The organism is Sphingomonas sp. Tas61C01 (assembly GCF_052567495.1).
This window is the reverse complement of the sequence record NZ_CP199583.1, coordinates 586,528-602,378: the sequence shown is the minus strand read 5'-3', so window position 1 is coordinate 602,378 and position 15,851 is coordinate 586,528. Positions and strand designations below refer to the sequence as shown.

General features: G+C 68.4%; 15 protein-coding genes. 4 read left to right on the top strand and 11 right to left on the bottom strand.

All coding sequences use genetic code 11. From position 1 onward, the window contains the following. The first annotated feature begins 33 nt into the window (after positions 1 to 33). Complete coding sequence (locus ACT009_RS02765) at positions 34 to 348, top strand: PilZ domain-containing protein (protein WP_445192863.1); 315 nt, start codon at positions 34 to 36, stop codon at positions 346 to 348. Here ACT009_RS02765 and recG read toward each other — a convergent pair whose 3' ends face one another. Continuing rightward, positions 349 to 2,409: an ATP-dependent DNA helicase RecG gene (gene recG / locus ACT009_RS02760; RefSeq protein ID WP_445192862.1), complete on the bottom strand. Its 2,061-nt coding sequence runs from the start codon at positions 2,407 to 2,409 to the stop codon at positions 349 to 351. 73 nt (positions 2,410 to 2,482) lie between these two features. On the opposite strand from recG, the gene ACT009_RS02755 reads away from it, so the two are divergent. Together ACT009_RS02755 and mfd are read left to right on the top strand one after the other, a co-directional pair. Next, a complete protein-coding gene (locus ACT009_RS02755) occupies positions 2,483 to 2,749 on the top strand; it encodes an FAD assembly factor SdhE (RefSeq protein WP_445192861.1) in 267 nt (88 codons plus the stop codon). A 343-nt stretch (positions 2,750 to 3,092) separates the two neighbouring features. Beyond that, positions 3,093 to 6,560: a transcription-repair coupling factor gene (gene mfd, locus ACT009_RS02750; RefSeq protein ID WP_445192860.1), complete on the top strand. Its 3,468-nt coding sequence runs from the start codon at positions 3,093 to 3,095 to the stop codon at positions 6,558 to 6,560. A 158-nt stretch (positions 6,561 to 6,718) separates the two neighbouring features. On the opposite strand, the gene ACT009_RS02745 is transcribed toward mfd, so the two are convergent. The 10 genes from ACT009_RS02745 to secG all read right to left on the bottom strand — a co-directional run bounded on the left by ACT009_RS02745 (position 6,719) and on the right by secG (position 15,150). Beyond that, positions 6,719 to 8,158, bottom strand: coding sequence for a S41 family peptidase (locus tag ACT009_RS02745; RefSeq protein WP_445192859.1), 1,440 nt, complete (start codon positions 8,156 to 8,158; stop codon positions 6,719 to 6,721). Positions 8,159 to 8,186: 28 nt separating this feature from the next. After that, entirely contained in the window at positions 8,187 to 8,921 is a 735-nt protein-coding gene (locus ACT009_RS02740; RefSeq protein WP_445192858.1) for a tetratricopeptide repeat protein, read from the bottom strand. Then, a complete protein-coding gene (locus ACT009_RS02735) occupies positions 8,846 to 9,250 on the bottom strand; it encodes a cytochrome c-type biogenesis protein (RefSeq protein WP_445192857.1) in 405 nt (134 codons plus the stop codon). Before ACT009_RS02735 ends, ACT009_RS02740 begins: the two co-directional genes overlap by 76 nt. Continuing rightward, positions 9,247 to 9,774, bottom strand: a complete 528-nt coding sequence (locus ACT009_RS02730) for a redoxin family protein (protein ID WP_445192856.1) — start codon at positions 9,772 to 9,774, stop codon at positions 9,247 to 9,249. The genes ACT009_RS02735 and ACT009_RS02730 overlap by 4 nt, the downstream gene beginning before the upstream one ends. Next, positions 9,771 to 11,687: a heme lyase CcmF/NrfE family subunit gene (locus ACT009_RS02725; RefSeq protein WP_445192855.1), complete on the bottom strand. Its 1,917-nt coding sequence runs from the start codon at positions 11,685 to 11,687 to the stop codon at positions 9,771 to 9,773. Before ACT009_RS02725 ends, ACT009_RS02730 begins: the two co-directional genes overlap by 4 nt. Further along, positions 11,684 to 12,130, bottom strand: a complete 447-nt coding sequence (gene ccmE, locus ACT009_RS02720; RefSeq protein ID WP_445192854.1) for a cytochrome c maturation protein CcmE — start codon at positions 12,128 to 12,130, stop codon at positions 11,684 to 11,686. The genes ACT009_RS02725 and ccmE overlap by 4 nt, the downstream gene beginning before the upstream one ends. Further along, entirely contained in the window at positions 12,127 to 12,252 is a 126-nt protein-coding gene (ccmD, locus tag ACT009_RS02715) for a heme exporter protein CcmD (protein ID WP_445192853.1), read from the bottom strand. Before ccmD ends, ccmE begins: the two co-directional genes overlap by 4 nt. Beyond that, positions 12,249 to 12,974 carry a heme ABC transporter permease CcmC gene (gene ccmC / locus ACT009_RS02710; protein ID WP_445192852.1) on the bottom strand — a complete coding sequence of 242 codons (726 nt, stop codon included), beginning with the start codon at positions 12,972 to 12,974 and terminating at the stop codon, positions 12,249 to 12,251. Before ccmC ends, ccmD begins: the two co-directional genes overlap by 4 nt. A 96-nt stretch (positions 12,975 to 13,070) precedes the next feature. Continuing rightward, positions 13,071 to 14,705, bottom strand: a complete 1,635-nt coding sequence (locus ACT009_RS02705; protein WP_445192851.1) for a CTP synthase — start codon at positions 14,703 to 14,705, stop codon at positions 13,071 to 13,073. 85 nt (positions 14,706 to 14,790) lie between these two features. Continuing rightward, positions 14,791 to 15,150 carry a preprotein translocase subunit SecG gene (gene secG / locus ACT009_RS02700; RefSeq protein WP_445192850.1) on the bottom strand — a complete coding sequence of 120 codons (360 nt, stop codon included), beginning with the start codon at positions 15,148 to 15,150 and terminating at the stop codon, positions 14,791 to 14,793. A 379-nt stretch (positions 15,151 to 15,529) separates the two neighbouring features. On the opposite strand from secG, the gene ACT009_RS02695 reads away from it, so the two are divergent. Then, the gene (locus ACT009_RS02695) at positions 15,530 to 15,850 is read left to right on the top strand and encodes a MarR family transcriptional regulator (RefSeq protein ID WP_375422309.1); all 321 of its coding nucleotides are present in this window, start codon (positions 15,530 to 15,532) and stop codon (positions 15,848 to 15,850) included. Position 15,851: the final 1 nt, after the last annotated feature.

The window sequence follows — 15,851 nt, the reverse complement described above, 5'->3', positions numbered from 1 at the left end:
GCGCGAATCCGCGAACGGTCGGCGGAGAAGAGCGTGAAACAGGGCGCAGTCAGGGGATCGCTCGACGATCGCGTCGAACCGCGCGAAGAGGTGTATCACCGCACCCGAGCGACCATGCCCGATCGGCAGACCTGCTCGGTGCTGATCGTCAACATCTCCGCCAGCGGCCTGATGCTGCGCAGCGATGCGGTCGTGACCGTCGGCGATCGCATCCACGTCATCCTGCCCGGCGCCGGCGAGGTCGCCGCGACGATCCGCTGGGCGCTCGGCGGCCGCATCGGCTGCCAGTTCGATGTCTCGATTGCCGGGCCACGCTACGCGGCGCTGCTGGGCAAGCTCGACCGCTGATCAGCCCGACCGGAGCAACGCCACCCCGGCGTCGCGCTCGAAGAGATACAGCAACGTTCGCGCCGCCTGCCCCCGCGGGCCCGCCAGCCCGCCGTCGCGATCGATCAGCAGCCGCGCATCGTCTTGCGCGCATTGCAGCAGGTCGTGGAGCAGATCCGGCGTCGCAATGCGGAACGCCGCCTCGCCCGATTGCCGCGTGCCCAGCATCTCGCCCGCGCCGCGCAGCCGCAGATCCTCCTCCGCGATCCGGAAGCCGTCATTGGTCTCGCGCATCAGCGCCAGCCGTGCCCGCGATGTCTCGCTGAGCGCCGATCCGCGGATCAGCAGGCACACCGACCGCCCAGATCCGCGCCCGACCCGCCCGCGCAGCTGGTGGAGCTGCGCCAGCCCGAAGCGGTCGGCATGCTCAATCACGATCAGCGTCGCGTTCGGCACGTCGACCCCGACCTCGATCACCGTCGTCGCGACCAGCACGCCGACCTGTGCCGCGGCGAACGCCGCCATCACCGCGTCCTTTTCGGGCGGCTTCATCCGGCCATGGACCAGCCCGACCCGGTCGCCGAACCGCGCCGCCAGCGTCTCCGCCCGCGCTTCCGCGGCGGCGACGTCGGACTTTTCGCTCTCCTCGACCAGCGGACAAACCCAATAGGCTTGCCCGCCGTCGGCCAGATGCCGGCCGAGCGCGTTGACGACATCGTCGAGCCGGTCTTCGGAGATCACGCGGGTCTCGATCGGCTGGCGGCCCGGCGGCATCTCGTCGAGCCGGCTGACGTCCATCTCGCCGTATTGCGCCAGCGTCAGCGTCCGTGGGATCGGCGTCGCGGTCATCGCCAGCAGGTGCGGTGCGCGCCCCTTTTCCTGGAGCAACAGCCGCTGCGCCACCCCGAAGCGGTGCTGCTCGTCGACCACCACCAGCGCCAGATCCTTGTACACCACCGCCTCCTGGAAGATCGCATGCGTGCCGATCAGGATGTCGATCTCGCCCGCCGCCAATCCCATCAGCGTCGCCTCCCGCGCCCGCCCCTTGTCGCGCCCGGTCAGCACCGCGATGTTGATCGGCAGCCCGCCCAGCGTCTTGCGCAGCGTCTCGTAATGCTGGCGCGCGAGGATCTCGGTCGGGGCGAGCAACGCCCCCTGCGCGCCCGCCTCGACCGCGATCAGCAACGCCATCGCCGCCACCAGCGTCTTGCCCGACCCGACATCGCCCTGCAGCAGCCGCAGCATCGGCGCCTCCTGTGCCAGATCGCCCTCGATCTCGCGTACCGTTCGCGCCTGCGCCCCGGTGAGGTCGTAGGGCAGCCGCAACGCATAGCGCAGCCGCCCGTCGCCGTTCAGCGCCCGCCCGCGCCGCTTGCGGGTGTCCGCACGAACCAACGTCATCGCCAGCTGATTGGCGAAGACCTCGTCATAACCCAATCGCTCGCGCGCGAGCTTGTCGGCGGGATCGGCATGGATCCGCGCCAGCGCATCGCGCCAGTCGGGCCACTCGCGCTTGGCCTTCAATCCGGGCTCGATCCATTCGGGCAACACCGGCGCGCGGGCGATCGCCTCCAGCGCGAACTGCCCCAGCCGCCGCGACGTCAACCCTTCCGACAGCGGATAAATCGCCTCGCGCGCGCGGAACTCGTCGGCGGCGCCGCTATCCGGCTCGGACACCTCCGGATGGACGATCTGCAACTCCTGCCCGTACGTATCGAGCCGCCCGCAGACCAGCCGCGCCTCGCCCAGCGGCAGCAGCTTCTTCGCCCAGCCGGGATGACCGCCGAAGAACACCAGGCTGACATGATTGCCCTTGGCATCGGCCGCCTGCACCCACGTCGGCCCGCGGCCGTTGCTGCCGCGATGCTCGCGCGGGGTCAGCGTGATCGCGACGATCCGCCCGGCATCCGCAACGTCGAGCTCGTCGCGCTTGACCCGATCGATCCACCCGCTCGGCATGTGGAACGCGACGTCGACCACCCGCGCCAGGCCCAGCCGGTCGAGCGGCTTGGCCAGCGACGGGCCGATGCCCTTCAACGCCGTCACTTCGGCAAACAGCGGATTGAGGATATCGGGTCGCATGACTATCTGGCAGCTATACCGAACCCGACCGGCGCCGCCAGCGCCCGCCGGGCAATCTTGCATGGGATGCCGCATGGATCACGACATTCGCCTCAAACGCCTGCGCTTCCGCAGCTGGCACCGCGGCACCAAGGAGGCCGACCTGATGATCGGCGGCTTCTTCGATATGCACAGTTCGCGCTGGACCGCGGCGGAACTCGACTGGTTCGAGGAACTGCTGGAGGAACAGGACGTCGACATCATGGGCTGGGCGATCGGCTCCATCCCCTGCCCCGCGCGCTGGGACGGCGCGATGATGCAAACGATGCGGTCGATCACCTATGTGCAAGTGGCGGAGTAGGCGGGCGCTCCGCTGGCCGAGCCACTCCCCAAACCGTTCGCCTCGAGTAGCCGTCGAGCTTGTCGAGACGGCGTATCGAGAGGTCCTCTCTTGAGGCAGTGTCTCTCGATACGGGCTCTCGGCTTCGCTCGATCCCTACTCGAGACTAGCGGGAGTGGGGCGCGGGGCGGAGGCTTGGTTCACGCGAAGGCGCGAAGGCGCAAAGAAGATTGTTCACGCGGAGGAGAAGAGAAAGCCTGCGGCGGCCCACACCCACTCCGCGTCTCCGCGTCTCCGCGCGATCCCCCTTCTTCATCGCGCCTTCGCGCCTTCGCGTGAACACACCCACCAGCCTAGGACCAAGATGCCCGACCTGAACTCGATCCTCTCCGCCGCCCGCGCGCTCACCCTCTCCGGCGTGCCGACCGGCTTCCAGCCGTCGCTGCTCGCCGATCTGGCGCGGGGCGCGAAGGGGCGGGTCGTGTTCGTCGCGCCCGACGAGGCGGCGATGCGGGCGATCGCGGCCACTGCGCAATATTTTGCGCCCGAGCTGGAGGTCGTCAGCTTCCCCGCGTGGGATTGCCTTCCCTACGACCGCGCCTCGCCGACGCTCAGGACGATGGCCGAACGCGTCGCCGCGCTCCACCGGCTGCAGGTCGCAAGGAAGGCGCCGCAGCTCTTCCTCACCACCGCCAACGCCGCGACCCAGCGGGTGCTGACGCCATTCCGCATCCGCCAGCTGGTCGCCCGCCTCGCGCCCGGCGAGCGGATCGGCCGCGACGCGCTCGGCACGCTGCTCCAGGCCAACGGCTATGTGCGGACCGAGACCGTCCACGATCAGGGCGAATATGCGGTGCGCGGTGGCATCGTCGATCTCTACCCCTCGGGCGAGGACCATGCGCTGCGGCTGGATTTCTTCGGCGACGAGATCGAGACCGTCCGCACCTTCGATCCCGCCGACCAGCGCACCACCGGCCGGATCGACGGCTTCGTCCTGCTCCCCGCCTCGGAGGCCCTGCTCGACGAGGAATCAGTCAAGCGCTTCCGCAGCCGTTACCGCGAGACGTTCGGCGCGACCGCGACCGGCGACCCGATCTACCAGGCGATTTCGGAGGGGCGCCGCCTCGCGGGCATGGAGCATTGGCTGCCGCTGTTCGAGGACAAGCTGGCCACCCTGTTCGATCATCTCGGCACCGACGACGTCGTGATCCGCGACACCGGCGTCACCGCCGCGACCGAAAGCCGGCTCGAATCGATCGCCGACTATTACGAGAACCGCAAGCGTGCCGAGGCCGCGCAGCCCGGCAGCTACCGCCCGCTTCCAGCCAAATCGCTCTACCTCGACGACAAGGAATGGAACGCCGGCCTCGCGGTGACCACCGCGCACGTCACATCGCCCTTCCACGAACCCGAAAGCGCGACGGTGCTGGACTTTGCGGTCGACGGCCCGCGTGATTTCGGTCCGGAGCGATCCGCTGGCGGCAACCTGTACGAGGCCGTGGTCAAGCACATCGCCAAGCTTCGCAAGGACGGCCGCAAGCCGATCCTCGCCAGCTATTCCACCGGCTCGCGCGAACGGCTCGGCAATCTGTTGAAGGACCACGGCCTCCCCGGCGCGAAGGCCGCGGAGACCTGGCACGACGCGTTGAGCATCGCTGACACCACCAAGAGCGCGGGCGTCGCGTTGGTCGTGCTGCCGCTCGATCACGGCTTCGCCGCGCCCGGCGTCGCGTTGCTGACCGAACAGGACATGCTCGGCGACCGGCTGGTGCGCCGCGCCAAGCGCAAGAAATCCGCCGACGCCTTTCTCGCCGAACTCGCGACGCTGTCCCCCGGCGATCTCGTGGTCCACGCCGATCACGGCATCGGCCGATACGAGGGATTGACCTCGATCCCCGTCGGCAAGAGCCCGCACGATTGCGTCGCACTGAGCTATGCAGGCGGCGACAAGCTCTACGTGCCCGTCGAGAACCTCGAGGTCCTCTCGCGCTACGGATCGTCGGAAGAGGGCGCCACACTCGACCGGCTCGGCGGCGAGGCATGGCAGCGCCGCAAGTCGAAGATGAAGGAGCGGATCCGCGAGATTGCCAGCGGGCTGATCGCGGTCGCCGCCGAACGCGCTCTCCACCCCGGTGACGTCGTCGAGCCCGATGCGAGCGGCTATCCCAGCTTCGTCGATCGCTTCCCTTACGAGGAAACCGAAGACCAGGATCGTGCGATCGAGGACGTGCTCGCCGATCTCGCTGCGGGCAAGCCGATGGACCGGCTGATCGTCGGCGACGTCGGCTTCGGCAAGACCGAGGTCGCACTGCGCGCCGCCTTCGTCGCGGCGATGGCGGGCAAGCAGGTCGCGTTGGTCTGCCCGACCACCTTGCTCGCCCGCCAGCACTACAACAACTTCGTCGCCCGCTTCGAAGGCTTCCCGATCCAGCTCGGTCGCCTGTCCCGCCTCGTCACCGCCGGCGAAGCGAAGGCGACCCGCGACGGCCTCGCGGCGGGCACGATCGATATCGTTATCGGCACCCACGCGCTGCTCGCGAAGAGCGTCGAGTTCAAGCAGCTCGGGCTGGTTATCGTCGACGAGGAACAGCGATTCGGCGTCACCCACAAGGAACGTCTCAAGACGCTTCGCGCCGACGTCCATGTCCTGACCCTGACCGCCACCCCGATCCCGCGCACGCTGCAGATGGCGATGAGCGGCATCCGCGAGCTGTCGGTGATCCAGACCCCGCCGGTCGATCGCCTCGCGGTCCGCACCTATGTCATGCCCTGGGACCCGGTCGTGCTGCGCGAGGCGCTGCTGCGCGAACACTATCGTGGCGGCCAGAGCTTCGTGGTCACGCCCCGCGTCGCCGACCTGCCCAACATCGAGGAATATCTGCGCAGCGAAGTGCCCGAGATCCGTTACGTCGTCGCGCACGGCCAGATGACGCCGACCGACGTCGAGGAGCGCATGTCGGCCTTCTACGATCGCAAGTTCGAGGTGCTGGTCTCGACCACGATCGTCGAGAGCGGCATCGACATTCCCAGCGCCAACACCATGATCATCCACCGTGCCGATCGCTTCGGCCTGGCGCAGCTATACCAGCTCCGCGGCCGGGTCGGACGGTCGAAGACCCGCGCCTATGCCTATCTCGTCACCCCGCCCGAACGGCAGATGACCGATGCGGCGGAGAAGCGGCTGAAGGTGCTGTCCGATCTCGACAGTCTCGGCGCCGGCTTCCAGCTCGCCAGCCACGATCTCGACATCCGCGGCGCCGGGAATCTGCTCGGCGACGAACAGTCGGGCCACATCCGCGAGGTCGGCTACGAACTCTACCAGGCGATGCTGGAAGAGGCGATCATGGACGCCAAGGCCGGCGGCATGCGCCTGCGTCCGCGCGATTTTAGCCCGCAGATCACGGTCGACGCGCCGATCCTCATCCCCGAGGATTACGTCCCCGATCTCGACCTGCGCATGGGCCTGTACCGCCGCCTCAACGAACTCGACGACAGCCGCGAGATCGAGGCGTTCGCCGCGGAGATGATCGACCGCTTCGGCGCGCTGCCCGACCCGACCGAGAACCTGCTGCGCGTCATCGAGATCAAGCTCCATGCCAAGCGCGCTTGCATCGCCAAGATGGATGTCGGCGTGAAAGGCGTGCTGGTGTCCTTCCACGACGACAAGCCGCCCAACGTCGACGGCCTGCTCGCCTATGTCGACCGCCTCAACGGCCTCGCCAAGCTCCGCCCCGACAGCAAGCTCGTCCTCCAGCGCGCATGGCCCGACGCGAAAACGCGCCTCCACGGCGCGCTACAATTGTCGAAGGGGCTGGCGAAGGCGGCCGGGTGAGGCTGCATATACGCTCGTTCCATCCCTCATATTCTAGCCGTGGCACACTGCTCTCGTGGACGCAGCGGACATCCTGGCTAGCCGCGTTGATCCAACGCTGACTGCAACCAGTCTGCGCTGGGTTGATGGAATTGGGGGCGAGATCCATTTTTCGGGCCCTAGAACAACCCCGGCACATCCCGCTGCGCCGTGGTCGGGCGCGAGGGGGTCAGCAACAGACGGCGGCCGCCGCCGTCGGTGGACAATGCCGCGGTCGCCGTCACCGGGATCGGGGTGCACGGCTTGCCCGCCAGATAGTCGAGCGCTTGCCGGGTCGATCCTTCGGCCGGATCGCCCATCTGGTGCGTCAGGTCGTCGCCGGCCGAACAGCTCGCCTCGACCGTCTTCGCCAATCCCTGGAAATAGGCGCCCTGCCTCGCCGCGTTCTGCACCGCCAGCGCGATCACCCGCAGGCGATCGTCGCACTGCGCGCGGTCGAGGCCGATCTGCCCCACCGGCTTGCCATAAGTGTTGGTGCCGATCAGCGCGGCATTGGCATGGAGGTACGGCACGAAGGCGTTGATCACCAGCTCGCTCGCCGACGCGGTGCCGCCGGTGCCGATGAAGGCGATCTTGGTCGCGGCGATCGACTGCGGCTGCGCCATGAAAAAGCGGGTCGTGTTCTCCGCCGATTTCTCCGGGCGGAAGGTGATGTAGTCGACCACGTCGGTCGAGCTCCGCCCGCCGCCGAGCAGGTCGCTCATCAGCTCGGCGATCGCGATCGCGCCGCCGCCATTGTACCGCAGGTCAACCACGACCTGGGTGATCCCCTGCGCCCGGAAGGTGGCGGACGCGGCACGGAGCGCCGGGTCGGCGGTGGAGATGAAGGTGCGCAGATTGACGTAGCCGACCTTGCGGCCGCCATCGTCGATGATCTTGGCTCCGTAGCGGGTCGATACCGGATCGAGGCTGTAGTCGGTCTTCGCGATCGTCACGGTGCGCGTGCCTGCAGCGTCGGTGATCTGCAGCGTGCGGGTCGTGCCCGTGGTGCTGGGGCCGAGCGCGTCGGAAACACCCGCCGTCCCGTTCTGCGCGATAATGTCGCTGACCGACCGCAGCGCGCCAGCGGTGGTGCCGATCGCGAGAATCTCGGTGCCGCGATCGAGCCCCGCGGCGAACGCGGCGGTGCCCTCGAACGCCTCGCTGACGAAGGCGCGGCGGGTCACCGCATCGGTCGACAGGCGAATGCCGAAGCCCGCGCTCGATCCCGACGCGTAATAGGCGTCCTCCCCCTTGATCGAGGTCAGATAGGTGAAATAGCGATCGCGCTGCTGGCTGCGCGCGGTGGCAGTGAGCGCATCGATATAGTCGTCGACGGTGGTGTAACGCGACGGATCGAGCGTCGCCGGCAGCGTTTCCGGGAACAGATACCATTCGCGCAACTGCGCCGCCGCCCAGTCCTGACGATCGCGCAGCGAACACACCGCGGCGGTGGTCGGCGTCGGCGTCGGTGCGGTCGCGATCGGCGTGATCGCCGCCGATCCGCCGCCGCCATCCCCGCCACATCCGGCGAGCAGCGCGAGGATCGAGGCAAGGGCAGTGTTACGCCTGAACTTCATCGTCGCTCTCCGGGATCCGAGGACGACGCTAGCGGCTCCGCAAGCCCTTGTCATTACGGTCTTCTACCTGCCGCTTGGCCGCAAGCAAACGGTCGAGCAGCGCCAGCCGCACCGCGATGTCCTCGCGGTAGGAGGCGCCCGGCGGGGTCAGCACCAGCGCGCGCGCCCAATATAGCCGCGCGCTGTCGAAATCGCCGGTGCGGATATAGGCTTCGCCGAGGAAGAAGGGCGGCGCCGGGTGCTTGGGCGACAGCCGCGACGCCTGCTGAAACGCGAACAGCGCCGGCGGTGAAACCTGCCCGCCGTCATGTGCGACCATGGCGTTGCCGAGCCCGGTCCAGAGCAGCACGCTCTCCGGCACTTTCGAGATGCCCGCGAGGATGACCTGCACCGCGGCGCCGCGATCGCCCGCGCGACTCATCGCATCGGCGGCGACCAGATAGGCACCGTCGCCGCTGAAGCGCCCGAGCATGCGGTTGCGCAGGTCGATCGTCGCAGGATCGGTGGCGCCGGTCGTGATCGGCTCCGGCGCCTTGCCGGGCAACGTCGGTCGCCCTTGCAGCGCGTAGCCCGCCGCGCCGAGCATCATCGCCGACGCGATCATCGACCACAGCGCGCGCCTGACGCCGAGCGCCGCGAGCGCCGCGAACGCCGCCGCCCCGATCGCCAGCAGCCACACCCACCCCATCAGCGCGTGCGCCGCTTGAAGCTGGATCGCGCCAGCAGCCCGCCCGCGACCAGCATGGCGATCGGCGCCAGCCATAGCGGCCAGGTCGTCGCGCCCAGCGGCGGATCATAGGTGACATAGTCGCCATAGCGCGCGATCAGCCAGCGCCGGATCGCAGCCGGGCTCTGCCCCTCCGCAATCCGCTCGCGCACCATCGCGCGCATATCGGCGGCAAGGCTGGCATCGCTGTCCGCGATCGACTGGCCCTGGCACACCAGACAGCGCAGCCTCTCCATCAGCGCGCGCGCTTGCGCCTCCTTGGCGGGATCGCGCAGCTGGGTATTGGCGAGCGGCGCCGGCGGGGTGGTCGGATCGGCCGCCGCGGATGTGGGCAGCAGCAGCAGAGCGAAGGCGAGCCGCTTCATCGCGCGTTCCGGACCGCCGCCGCGATCGCCTCGACCTCGTCTGCGCGGATGTCGCCGACATGCTGGAGGACGATCCTGCCCTGCCCGTCGATCACGAAGCTTTCGGGCACGCCCGATGATCCGATCGCGAGCTGCACCGCGCTGCGGCTGTCGTCGCCGATCCGCCGATAGGGATCGCCGTTGCGCTGGATGAAGTCGCGGAGCGCTGGCGCGGTGTCGCGAATCGCGACGCCCTCGATCGGCACGCCCATCGCCTTCAACCGCATCAGCTGCGGGGCCTCGGCGATGCAGGGCACGCACCAGCTGGCGAAGACGTTGAGCAGCCGCGGCTCGCCGTTGCGGAACGCCGCGCTGGTCAGCCCCGGCTTGCCCGGCACGATCGACGGGAGCACGAAGTCGGGCAGCGGCTTGCCGATCAGCGCCGATCGGACGGTGCGATCGGCTGGCCGCAACAGCCCGCTCGCCACCACCACGAACAGCAGCGCGAACACCGCGAGCGGTGCCCACAGCGCCCAGCGCCTCATGCCCACACCGCGCGGGCGGCCGCCCGCCCCTCGCGCCGGACGCGTCCGACCAAAGCCAGCAACCCGCCTAGTGCGATCAGCGCGCCGCCCAGCCAGATCAGCGTCACCAACGGCTTCCACCACAGTCGCAGCTGCCAGCGCCCCTGCGTGTCGGGCTGGCCGAGCACGGTGTAGAGCTGGCCGTCCCACTGCGTGTCGATCGCGCTCTCGTTGGTCGAGGTCGGCGGGTCGGCGAAGAAGCGCGATTGTGGACGCAGGACGATCGTCGTGTCGTCGCGGGTCGCGGACAATCGCGCCTCCAGCCCCGACCAGTTCGCGCCGATCACCGGCTTGATCCCGTCGAGAACCACGGAGAACGGCCCCGCACGCACCGGCACGCCGGGCTGTGCCGCGACCAGCGTCTCGGTGGTGAAGGCGCTGCTCGCCGCCATCCCCGCCAGGCTGACCGCGATGCCGAGGTGCGAGACGACCATGCCATAGGTGAACAACGGCGTCCGGCGCAGGTTGCGACCCCAGAGCGGCGCGACGCTGGCGACCGCGAGTCCGACGGCGAGCGCGATCCCCGCGAGCGGCAGGACGCCGATGTCGGCGAACACCACCAGTCCCGCCGCGGTGAAGGCGGCGGCGGCGATCGGCCAGGTCGATCGCGAGATCACCGCGCCGGCATCGTCGCGGCGCCAGCGCAGCAGCGGCCCGACCGCCATCGCCGCGACCAGCACCAGCGCGATCGGCCCCGCCGCCTTGTCGAAGAATGGCGCGCCGATCGACAGCTGCACGCCCATGCCGGCGGCGACGATGGGGTAGAGCGTCCCGATCAGCACGATGCCGAGGATCACCGTCAGCAGCAGGTTGTTGAGCACCAGCGCGCCTTCGCGACTGACGAGTTCGAATGCCGTACCGGCGCGAACCGTGCCGATCCGCGCCGCGAACAGTGTCAGCGCGCCGCCAATATAGATCGCCAGCAGCACGAGGATGAAGGCCCCGCGTTCGGGATCGACCGCGAAGGCGTGGACGCTGGTCAATATGCCCGATCTCACCAGGAAGGTGCCGAGCATCGACATCGAGAATGCGACGACCGCGAGCATCACCGTCCAGGCGCGCAGGCCGTCGCGGGTCGCCAACACGGTCACCGAATGGAGGAGCGCGGTCGCGGCGAGCCACGGCATCAGTGACGCGTTCTCGACCGGGTCCCAGAACCACCACCCGCCCCAGCCGAGCTCGTAATAGGCCCAATAGGATCCGGCGGTGATGCCGAGCGTCAGGAAGATCCACGCACCCAGCACCCAGGGCCGCATCGCCCGCGCGAAGCTCGGCGCGACGTCGCGGGTGATCAGCGCCCCGACCGCGAACGAGAAGGCGACCGAGATCCCGACATAACCGATATAGAGCGTCGGCGGATGGAAGGCGAGGCCGGGGTCTTGCAGCAACGGGTTCAGCCCCATCCCGTCAGCCGGCGCCGGATCGACCCGCGCGAACGGATTGGAGGAGAATAGCAGGAACGCATAGAAGCCGAGCGCGATCGCCGCCTGCGCACCGAGCGTGGCGATCAGCGTCGGCTCCGCCAGCCGCCGCTCAAGCACCGCCACCGCGCCGCCGGCGAGCCCGAGGATCGCCACCCATAGCAGCATCGACCCCTCGTGATTGCCCCACGCGCCTGCGAACTTGTACAGCCAGGGCTTGGCCGAATGGCTGTTCTCGACGACCAGCTTCACCGACATGTCCGACGCCAGGAACAAAGCGATCAGCAGCGCCAGGGAGAGCGCCACCACGACGCCCTGCACGATCGCGATAGGGCGCACCGCCGCAACCACGTCCTCACGACCCCGCGCTAGCCCGATCGCGGCGGCGACGAGTTGGAGCGCGGCGAGGGCGGCGGCGAGCCACAGCGCGGCGAGGCCGGCTTCGGCGGTCATTGCGCGAGCGACTTGATCTGGTGCATTTCGCCCGCCGCGGTCTTCACCATCGGCGGCGGCATGTATTTCTCGTCGTGCTTGGCGAGCAGATTGGTCGCGGTGAAGCTGCCATCGGCGTTGAACTGCCCCTCCGCGACCACGCCCGATCGTTCGCGGAACAGGTCGGGGACGATGCCGGCGAAGCGCACCGGGGTAGTCGCCCTACCGTCGGTGACGGTGAACGCAACGGTGACGCCGTCAGCGGCGCGGCGGACCGATCCGGCCTCGACCATCCCGCCGAGCCGCACCGCCTTGCCGAGCGGCAGCCCGTCGCGCTCGACATCGGCGGGCGCGTAGAAGAACGCCGCCTTGTCCTGCAAGGCCGACAGCGCGAGCAGCCCCGCCGCGATCACCGCGCCGACCGCAAGCAGCGCGAGCGTCAGCCGCTGATGCTTCGCCTTCATGCGCCGCGATCCGCGACCGCGCGTTCGGCCCGGCGCATCGCGCGGTGACTCGCGATGGTCAGCACCGCGGCGGCGAGCAGCGTCACGGCATAGGCCGCGGCGACGAACGGCCACGGGTTCATGGCCGCGCCATCCGCCGCAGCCGCGCCTCGGCCTTCACGGTCGCCAGTTGCGCGCGCATCCGCATCAGCACGATGCCTGCGAACAGCAGCGAAAAGCCCGCGACCATGATCGGCAGCGGCCACAGGATCGACGCGTCGATCGACGACCGGGTCAGTCCGATGCTCGGCCCCTGGTGCAGCGTGTTCCACCACACCACGGAATAGCGGATGATCGGCAGCAGCACGCTGCCCGCGATCCCGAAGATCGCCGGGATTCGCCCGTCGCCGCCCCGGTCTGCATCCGCCCGCGCCAGCGCGAGGTAGCCGAGATAGACGAAGAACAGCAGCAGCATCGAGGTCAGTCGCCCGTCCCATTGCCACCAGGTGCCCCAGGTCGGCCGGCCCCAGATCGATCCGGTGGCGAGGCAAACCGCGGCGAACACCGCACCGGGCAGCGCGATCGCGCGCGCCGCGATCTGCGCCAACGGATGCCGCCAGACCAGGAACGCGATGCTCGAGATCGCGATGCCGCTCCACCCGCCCATCGCCAGCCACGCCGCCGGCACATGGATATAGAGGATCCGCACCGTCTCGCCCTGCAGATAGTCCGCCGGCGTCTGCGTCAGCCCCGCCCAGCAGCCGATCGCGATCAGCGCCACGCCGAGCCACGTCAGCAACGGCGTCAACGGCTTGGCGATCGTCAGGAAGCGCGCCGGATTGGCGAAGGCGTGGAGTGTTGGCACGATTAGGCGGCGATACGGATATTTACGGCAGAGGTCACGCGGGAGTTGTGCGGCCGTCAGCTTACGCTTGTTCGAGGCGGAAGCGTCCCGCTCGGGTCAGACCAGCCGGCTCTGCTTGACCGCGGCTTCGATGAAGCTCGCGAACAGCGGGTGCGGATCGAACGGCTTGCTCTTCAGCTCGGGATGGAACTGGACGCCGACGAACCAGGGATGGTCGGGCCGTTCGACGATTTCCGGCAGCATGCCGTCGGGGGACATGCCCGAGAACACCAGGCCGCCCTTCTCCAGCGCCTCGCGGTAGTTGGTGTTTACCTCGTAGCGATGCCGATGGCGCTCGCTGATCGACGAGGTGCCGTAGATCGACTGGACGACGCTGTTGCCGCTGAGCGACGCCTCGTATGCGCCGAGCCGCATCGTGCCGCCGAGATCGCCGCCGGCTTCGCGGATCTGGACGCCTTCGGGCGACATCCATTCGGTGATGATCCCGACCACGGGCTCGCTGGTCGGGCCGAACTCGGTCGACGATGCCTCGGCGATCCCGGCGAGATCGCGCGCGCCCTCGACGCAGGCCATCTGCATGCCGAAGCAGATCCCGAAATAGGGGATCTCGCGTTCACGCGCGAAGCGGACGCTGGCGATCTTGCCTTCGGCGCCCCGCTCGCCGAACGCGCCCGGCACGAGGATCGCGTCGCAGGGCTCCAGGTGCACCGCGATGTCGCCGTCGTCCTTCTCGAACAATTCGGCGTCGATCCAGCGGATGTTGACCTTCACCTTGTTGGCGATCCCGCCATGGACGAGCGCCTCGTTCAGCGACTTGTACGCATCCTGCAGCCCGACATATTTTCCGACGACGCCGACCGTCACTTCGCCCTCCGGATTGGTGAGGCGATCGACGATTTCTTCCCAGCGGCCGAGATCGGGCGGCGAGGATGGCGTGATGCCGAACGCGCGCAGCACCTCCGAATCGAGCCCTTCGCCATGATATTGCAGCGGCACCGCGTAGATGCTCTTGGCGTCGAGCGCCGGGATCACCGCGCTTTCGGGCACGTTGCAGAATAGCGCGATCTTGGCACGATCGGACACCGGCAGCGGGTGTTCGCAGCGACATACCAGGATGTCGGGCTGCACACCGAGTGCGGCAAGCTCGCGCACCGAATGCTGGGTCGGCTTGGTCTTCAGTTCGCCCGCCGCGGAGATGTAAGGCACCAGCGTGACGTGGATGCTGATCGCGTTGCCGCGGCCGACCTCGTTCTTCAGCTGGCGGATCGCCTCGATGAACGGGAGCGATTCAATGTCACCGACGGTGCCGCCGATCTCGCAGAGCACGAAATCGAGATCGTCGGTCTCGGCCTTGGCGAACGCCTTGATCGCGTCGGTGACGTGCGGGATCACCTGGACGGTCGCGCCGAGATAGTCGCCGCGACGTTCGCGGGTGATGATCTGCTGGTAGATGCGACCTGAGGTAACGTTGTCCGACTGGCGCGACGCGACTCCGGTGAAGCGCTCGTAATGACCGAGATCGAGATCGGTCTCGGCGCCGTCGTCGGTGACGTAGACCTCACCGTGCTGGTACGGGCTCATCGTGCCCGGATCGACGTTCAGGTAAGGATCGAACTTGCGGATGCGGACACGGTAGCCGCGTGCCTGCAGCAATGCGGCGAGCGATGCCGCCATAAGACCCTTGCCGAGCGAGGAGACCACGCCGCCGGTGATGAAGATGAACCGCGCCATGGGAATAATCGCCTAGCGTGTGAAAGGTACGAACGACAAGCGCCCGCGTCGCACGCGAGCGCTAATTTACGGCCAAGCGCCGGGATCAGTTGGCGAGCGGAACCGCGCCGTTGTCTGCCGGCGGTGCCGGTGCGGCAGTCGGTGCGGCGTTCGGCGCCGGCGCGGTCTGCTGGATCGGCGCCGGGGTTTTCGCAAGCGAGGTATCGATCGTCGCGGTGCCGCTACGGGTCGCGGCGAGGATCGCGAGCACGATCGAAAACATCACGAACAGCGTCGCCAGCACCGCGGTGGCGCGGGTCAGGAAATCCGCCGCACCGCGCGCCGACATCAGCCCCGACGGGCTGCCACCCATGCCGAGCCCACCGCCCTCCGATCGCTGCATGAGGATCACGGTCACCAGCGCGGCGGCGATGACGGCGTGGACGACGAGCAGAAAGGCGAACATTCATTGGTCCCGGACATGGCGGCGAAGGCGGGCACATAGGCCGGAGTGGGTCGGCGATCAATGGCGGGGGTTTCTGGACGTCTTGGCCGAGATGCCACCCCCGACCCTTCTACCACCCCGGCGGAGGCCGGGGCCCAGGTGGGAGACGATCGTGGCGGCGTGCAGCGCTTCGTTTCCGCTGTTTCGCGACTGGGCCCCGGCCTTCGCCGGGGGTGGAAGAAGAGCTGCGAGCAAGCGGCCTCCGTCCCAATCGTTAATTAATGGCAACCCGCGAAACTCGCGCCGAACGAAGGCGTTATGACTGCGAAACGACGCCCGGCAACGGCGCATTTGCGGATAGAGATCAGTGTCAATCGCGGCCAACTCGCTCTCGACCTGGATGACTGCCCTGGTCGATTACGTCCGATCGGGCGAACCCGATCTCACCAATCGTCAGATGGCGTTGCTGCTGCTCGTCTACCTCAAACCGGGGCCGCATACGGTTCGCGGACTGGCGCGGGCGCTCAACGTTTCGAAGCCGGTGGTGACGCGCGCCTTGAATAGGCTGGGCGCGCTCGGCTATCTGCGCCGCCAACGCGACGACAGCGACAAGCGAAACATCTTCGTTGCACGCACGTCGGAAGGGGCAAATTTCCTTGAAGAGTTCGGGCAGTTCATCGGCGAGACCACCGCGCCCGCCCTCCGCCGGGTCCCCGCCTGAA

Coding starts and splice junctions, on each gene's coding strand:
- ACT009_RS02735 (WP_445192857.1), bottom strand. CDS start 9,250: ATGAAGCGGCTCGCCTTCGCTCTGCTGCTGCTGCCCACATCCGCGGCG.
- ACT009_RS02705 (WP_445192851.1), bottom strand. CDS start 14,705: ATGGCGCGGTTCATCTTCATCACCGGCGGCGTGGTCTCCTCGCTCGGC.
- ACT009_RS02755 (WP_445192861.1), top strand. CDS start 2,483: ATGGATCACGACATTCGCCTCAAACGCCTGCGCTTCCGCAGCTGGCAC.
- ccmE (WP_445192854.1), bottom strand. CDS start 12,130: ATGAAGGCGAAGCATCAGCGGCTGACGCTCGCGCTGCTTGCGGTCGGC.
- ACT009_RS02695 (WP_375422309.1), top strand. CDS start 15,530: ATGACTGCCCTGGTCGATTACGTCCGATCGGGCGAACCCGATCTCACC.
- ccmD (WP_445192853.1), bottom strand. CDS start 12,252: ATGAACCCGTGGCCGTTCGTCGCCGCGGCCTATGCCGTGACGCTGCTC.
- ACT009_RS02745 (WP_445192859.1), bottom strand. CDS start 8,158: ATGAAGTTCAGGCGTAACACTGCCCTTGCCTCGATCCTCGCGCTGCTC.
- recG (WP_445192862.1), bottom strand. CDS start 2,409: ATGCGACCCGATATCCTCAATCCGCTGTTTGCCGAAGTGACGGCGTTG.
- ACT009_RS02725 (WP_445192855.1), bottom strand. CDS start 11,687: ATGACCGCCGAAGCCGGCCTCGCCGCGCTGTGGCTCGCCGCCGCCCTC.
- ACT009_RS02740 (WP_445192858.1), bottom strand. CDS start 8,921: ATGGCTGGCGCCGATCGCCATGCTGGTCGCGGGCGGGCTGCTGGCGCG.
- secG (WP_445192850.1), bottom strand. CDS start 15,150: ATGTTCGCCTTTCTGCTCGTCGTCCACGCCGTCATCGCCGCCGCGCTG.
- ACT009_RS02730 (WP_445192856.1), bottom strand. CDS start 9,774: ATGAGGCGCTGGGCGCTGTGGGCACCGCTCGCGGTGTTCGCGCTGCTG.
- mfd (WP_445192860.1), top strand. CDS start 3,093: ATGCCCGACCTGAACTCGATCCTCTCCGCCGCCCGCGCGCTCACCCTC.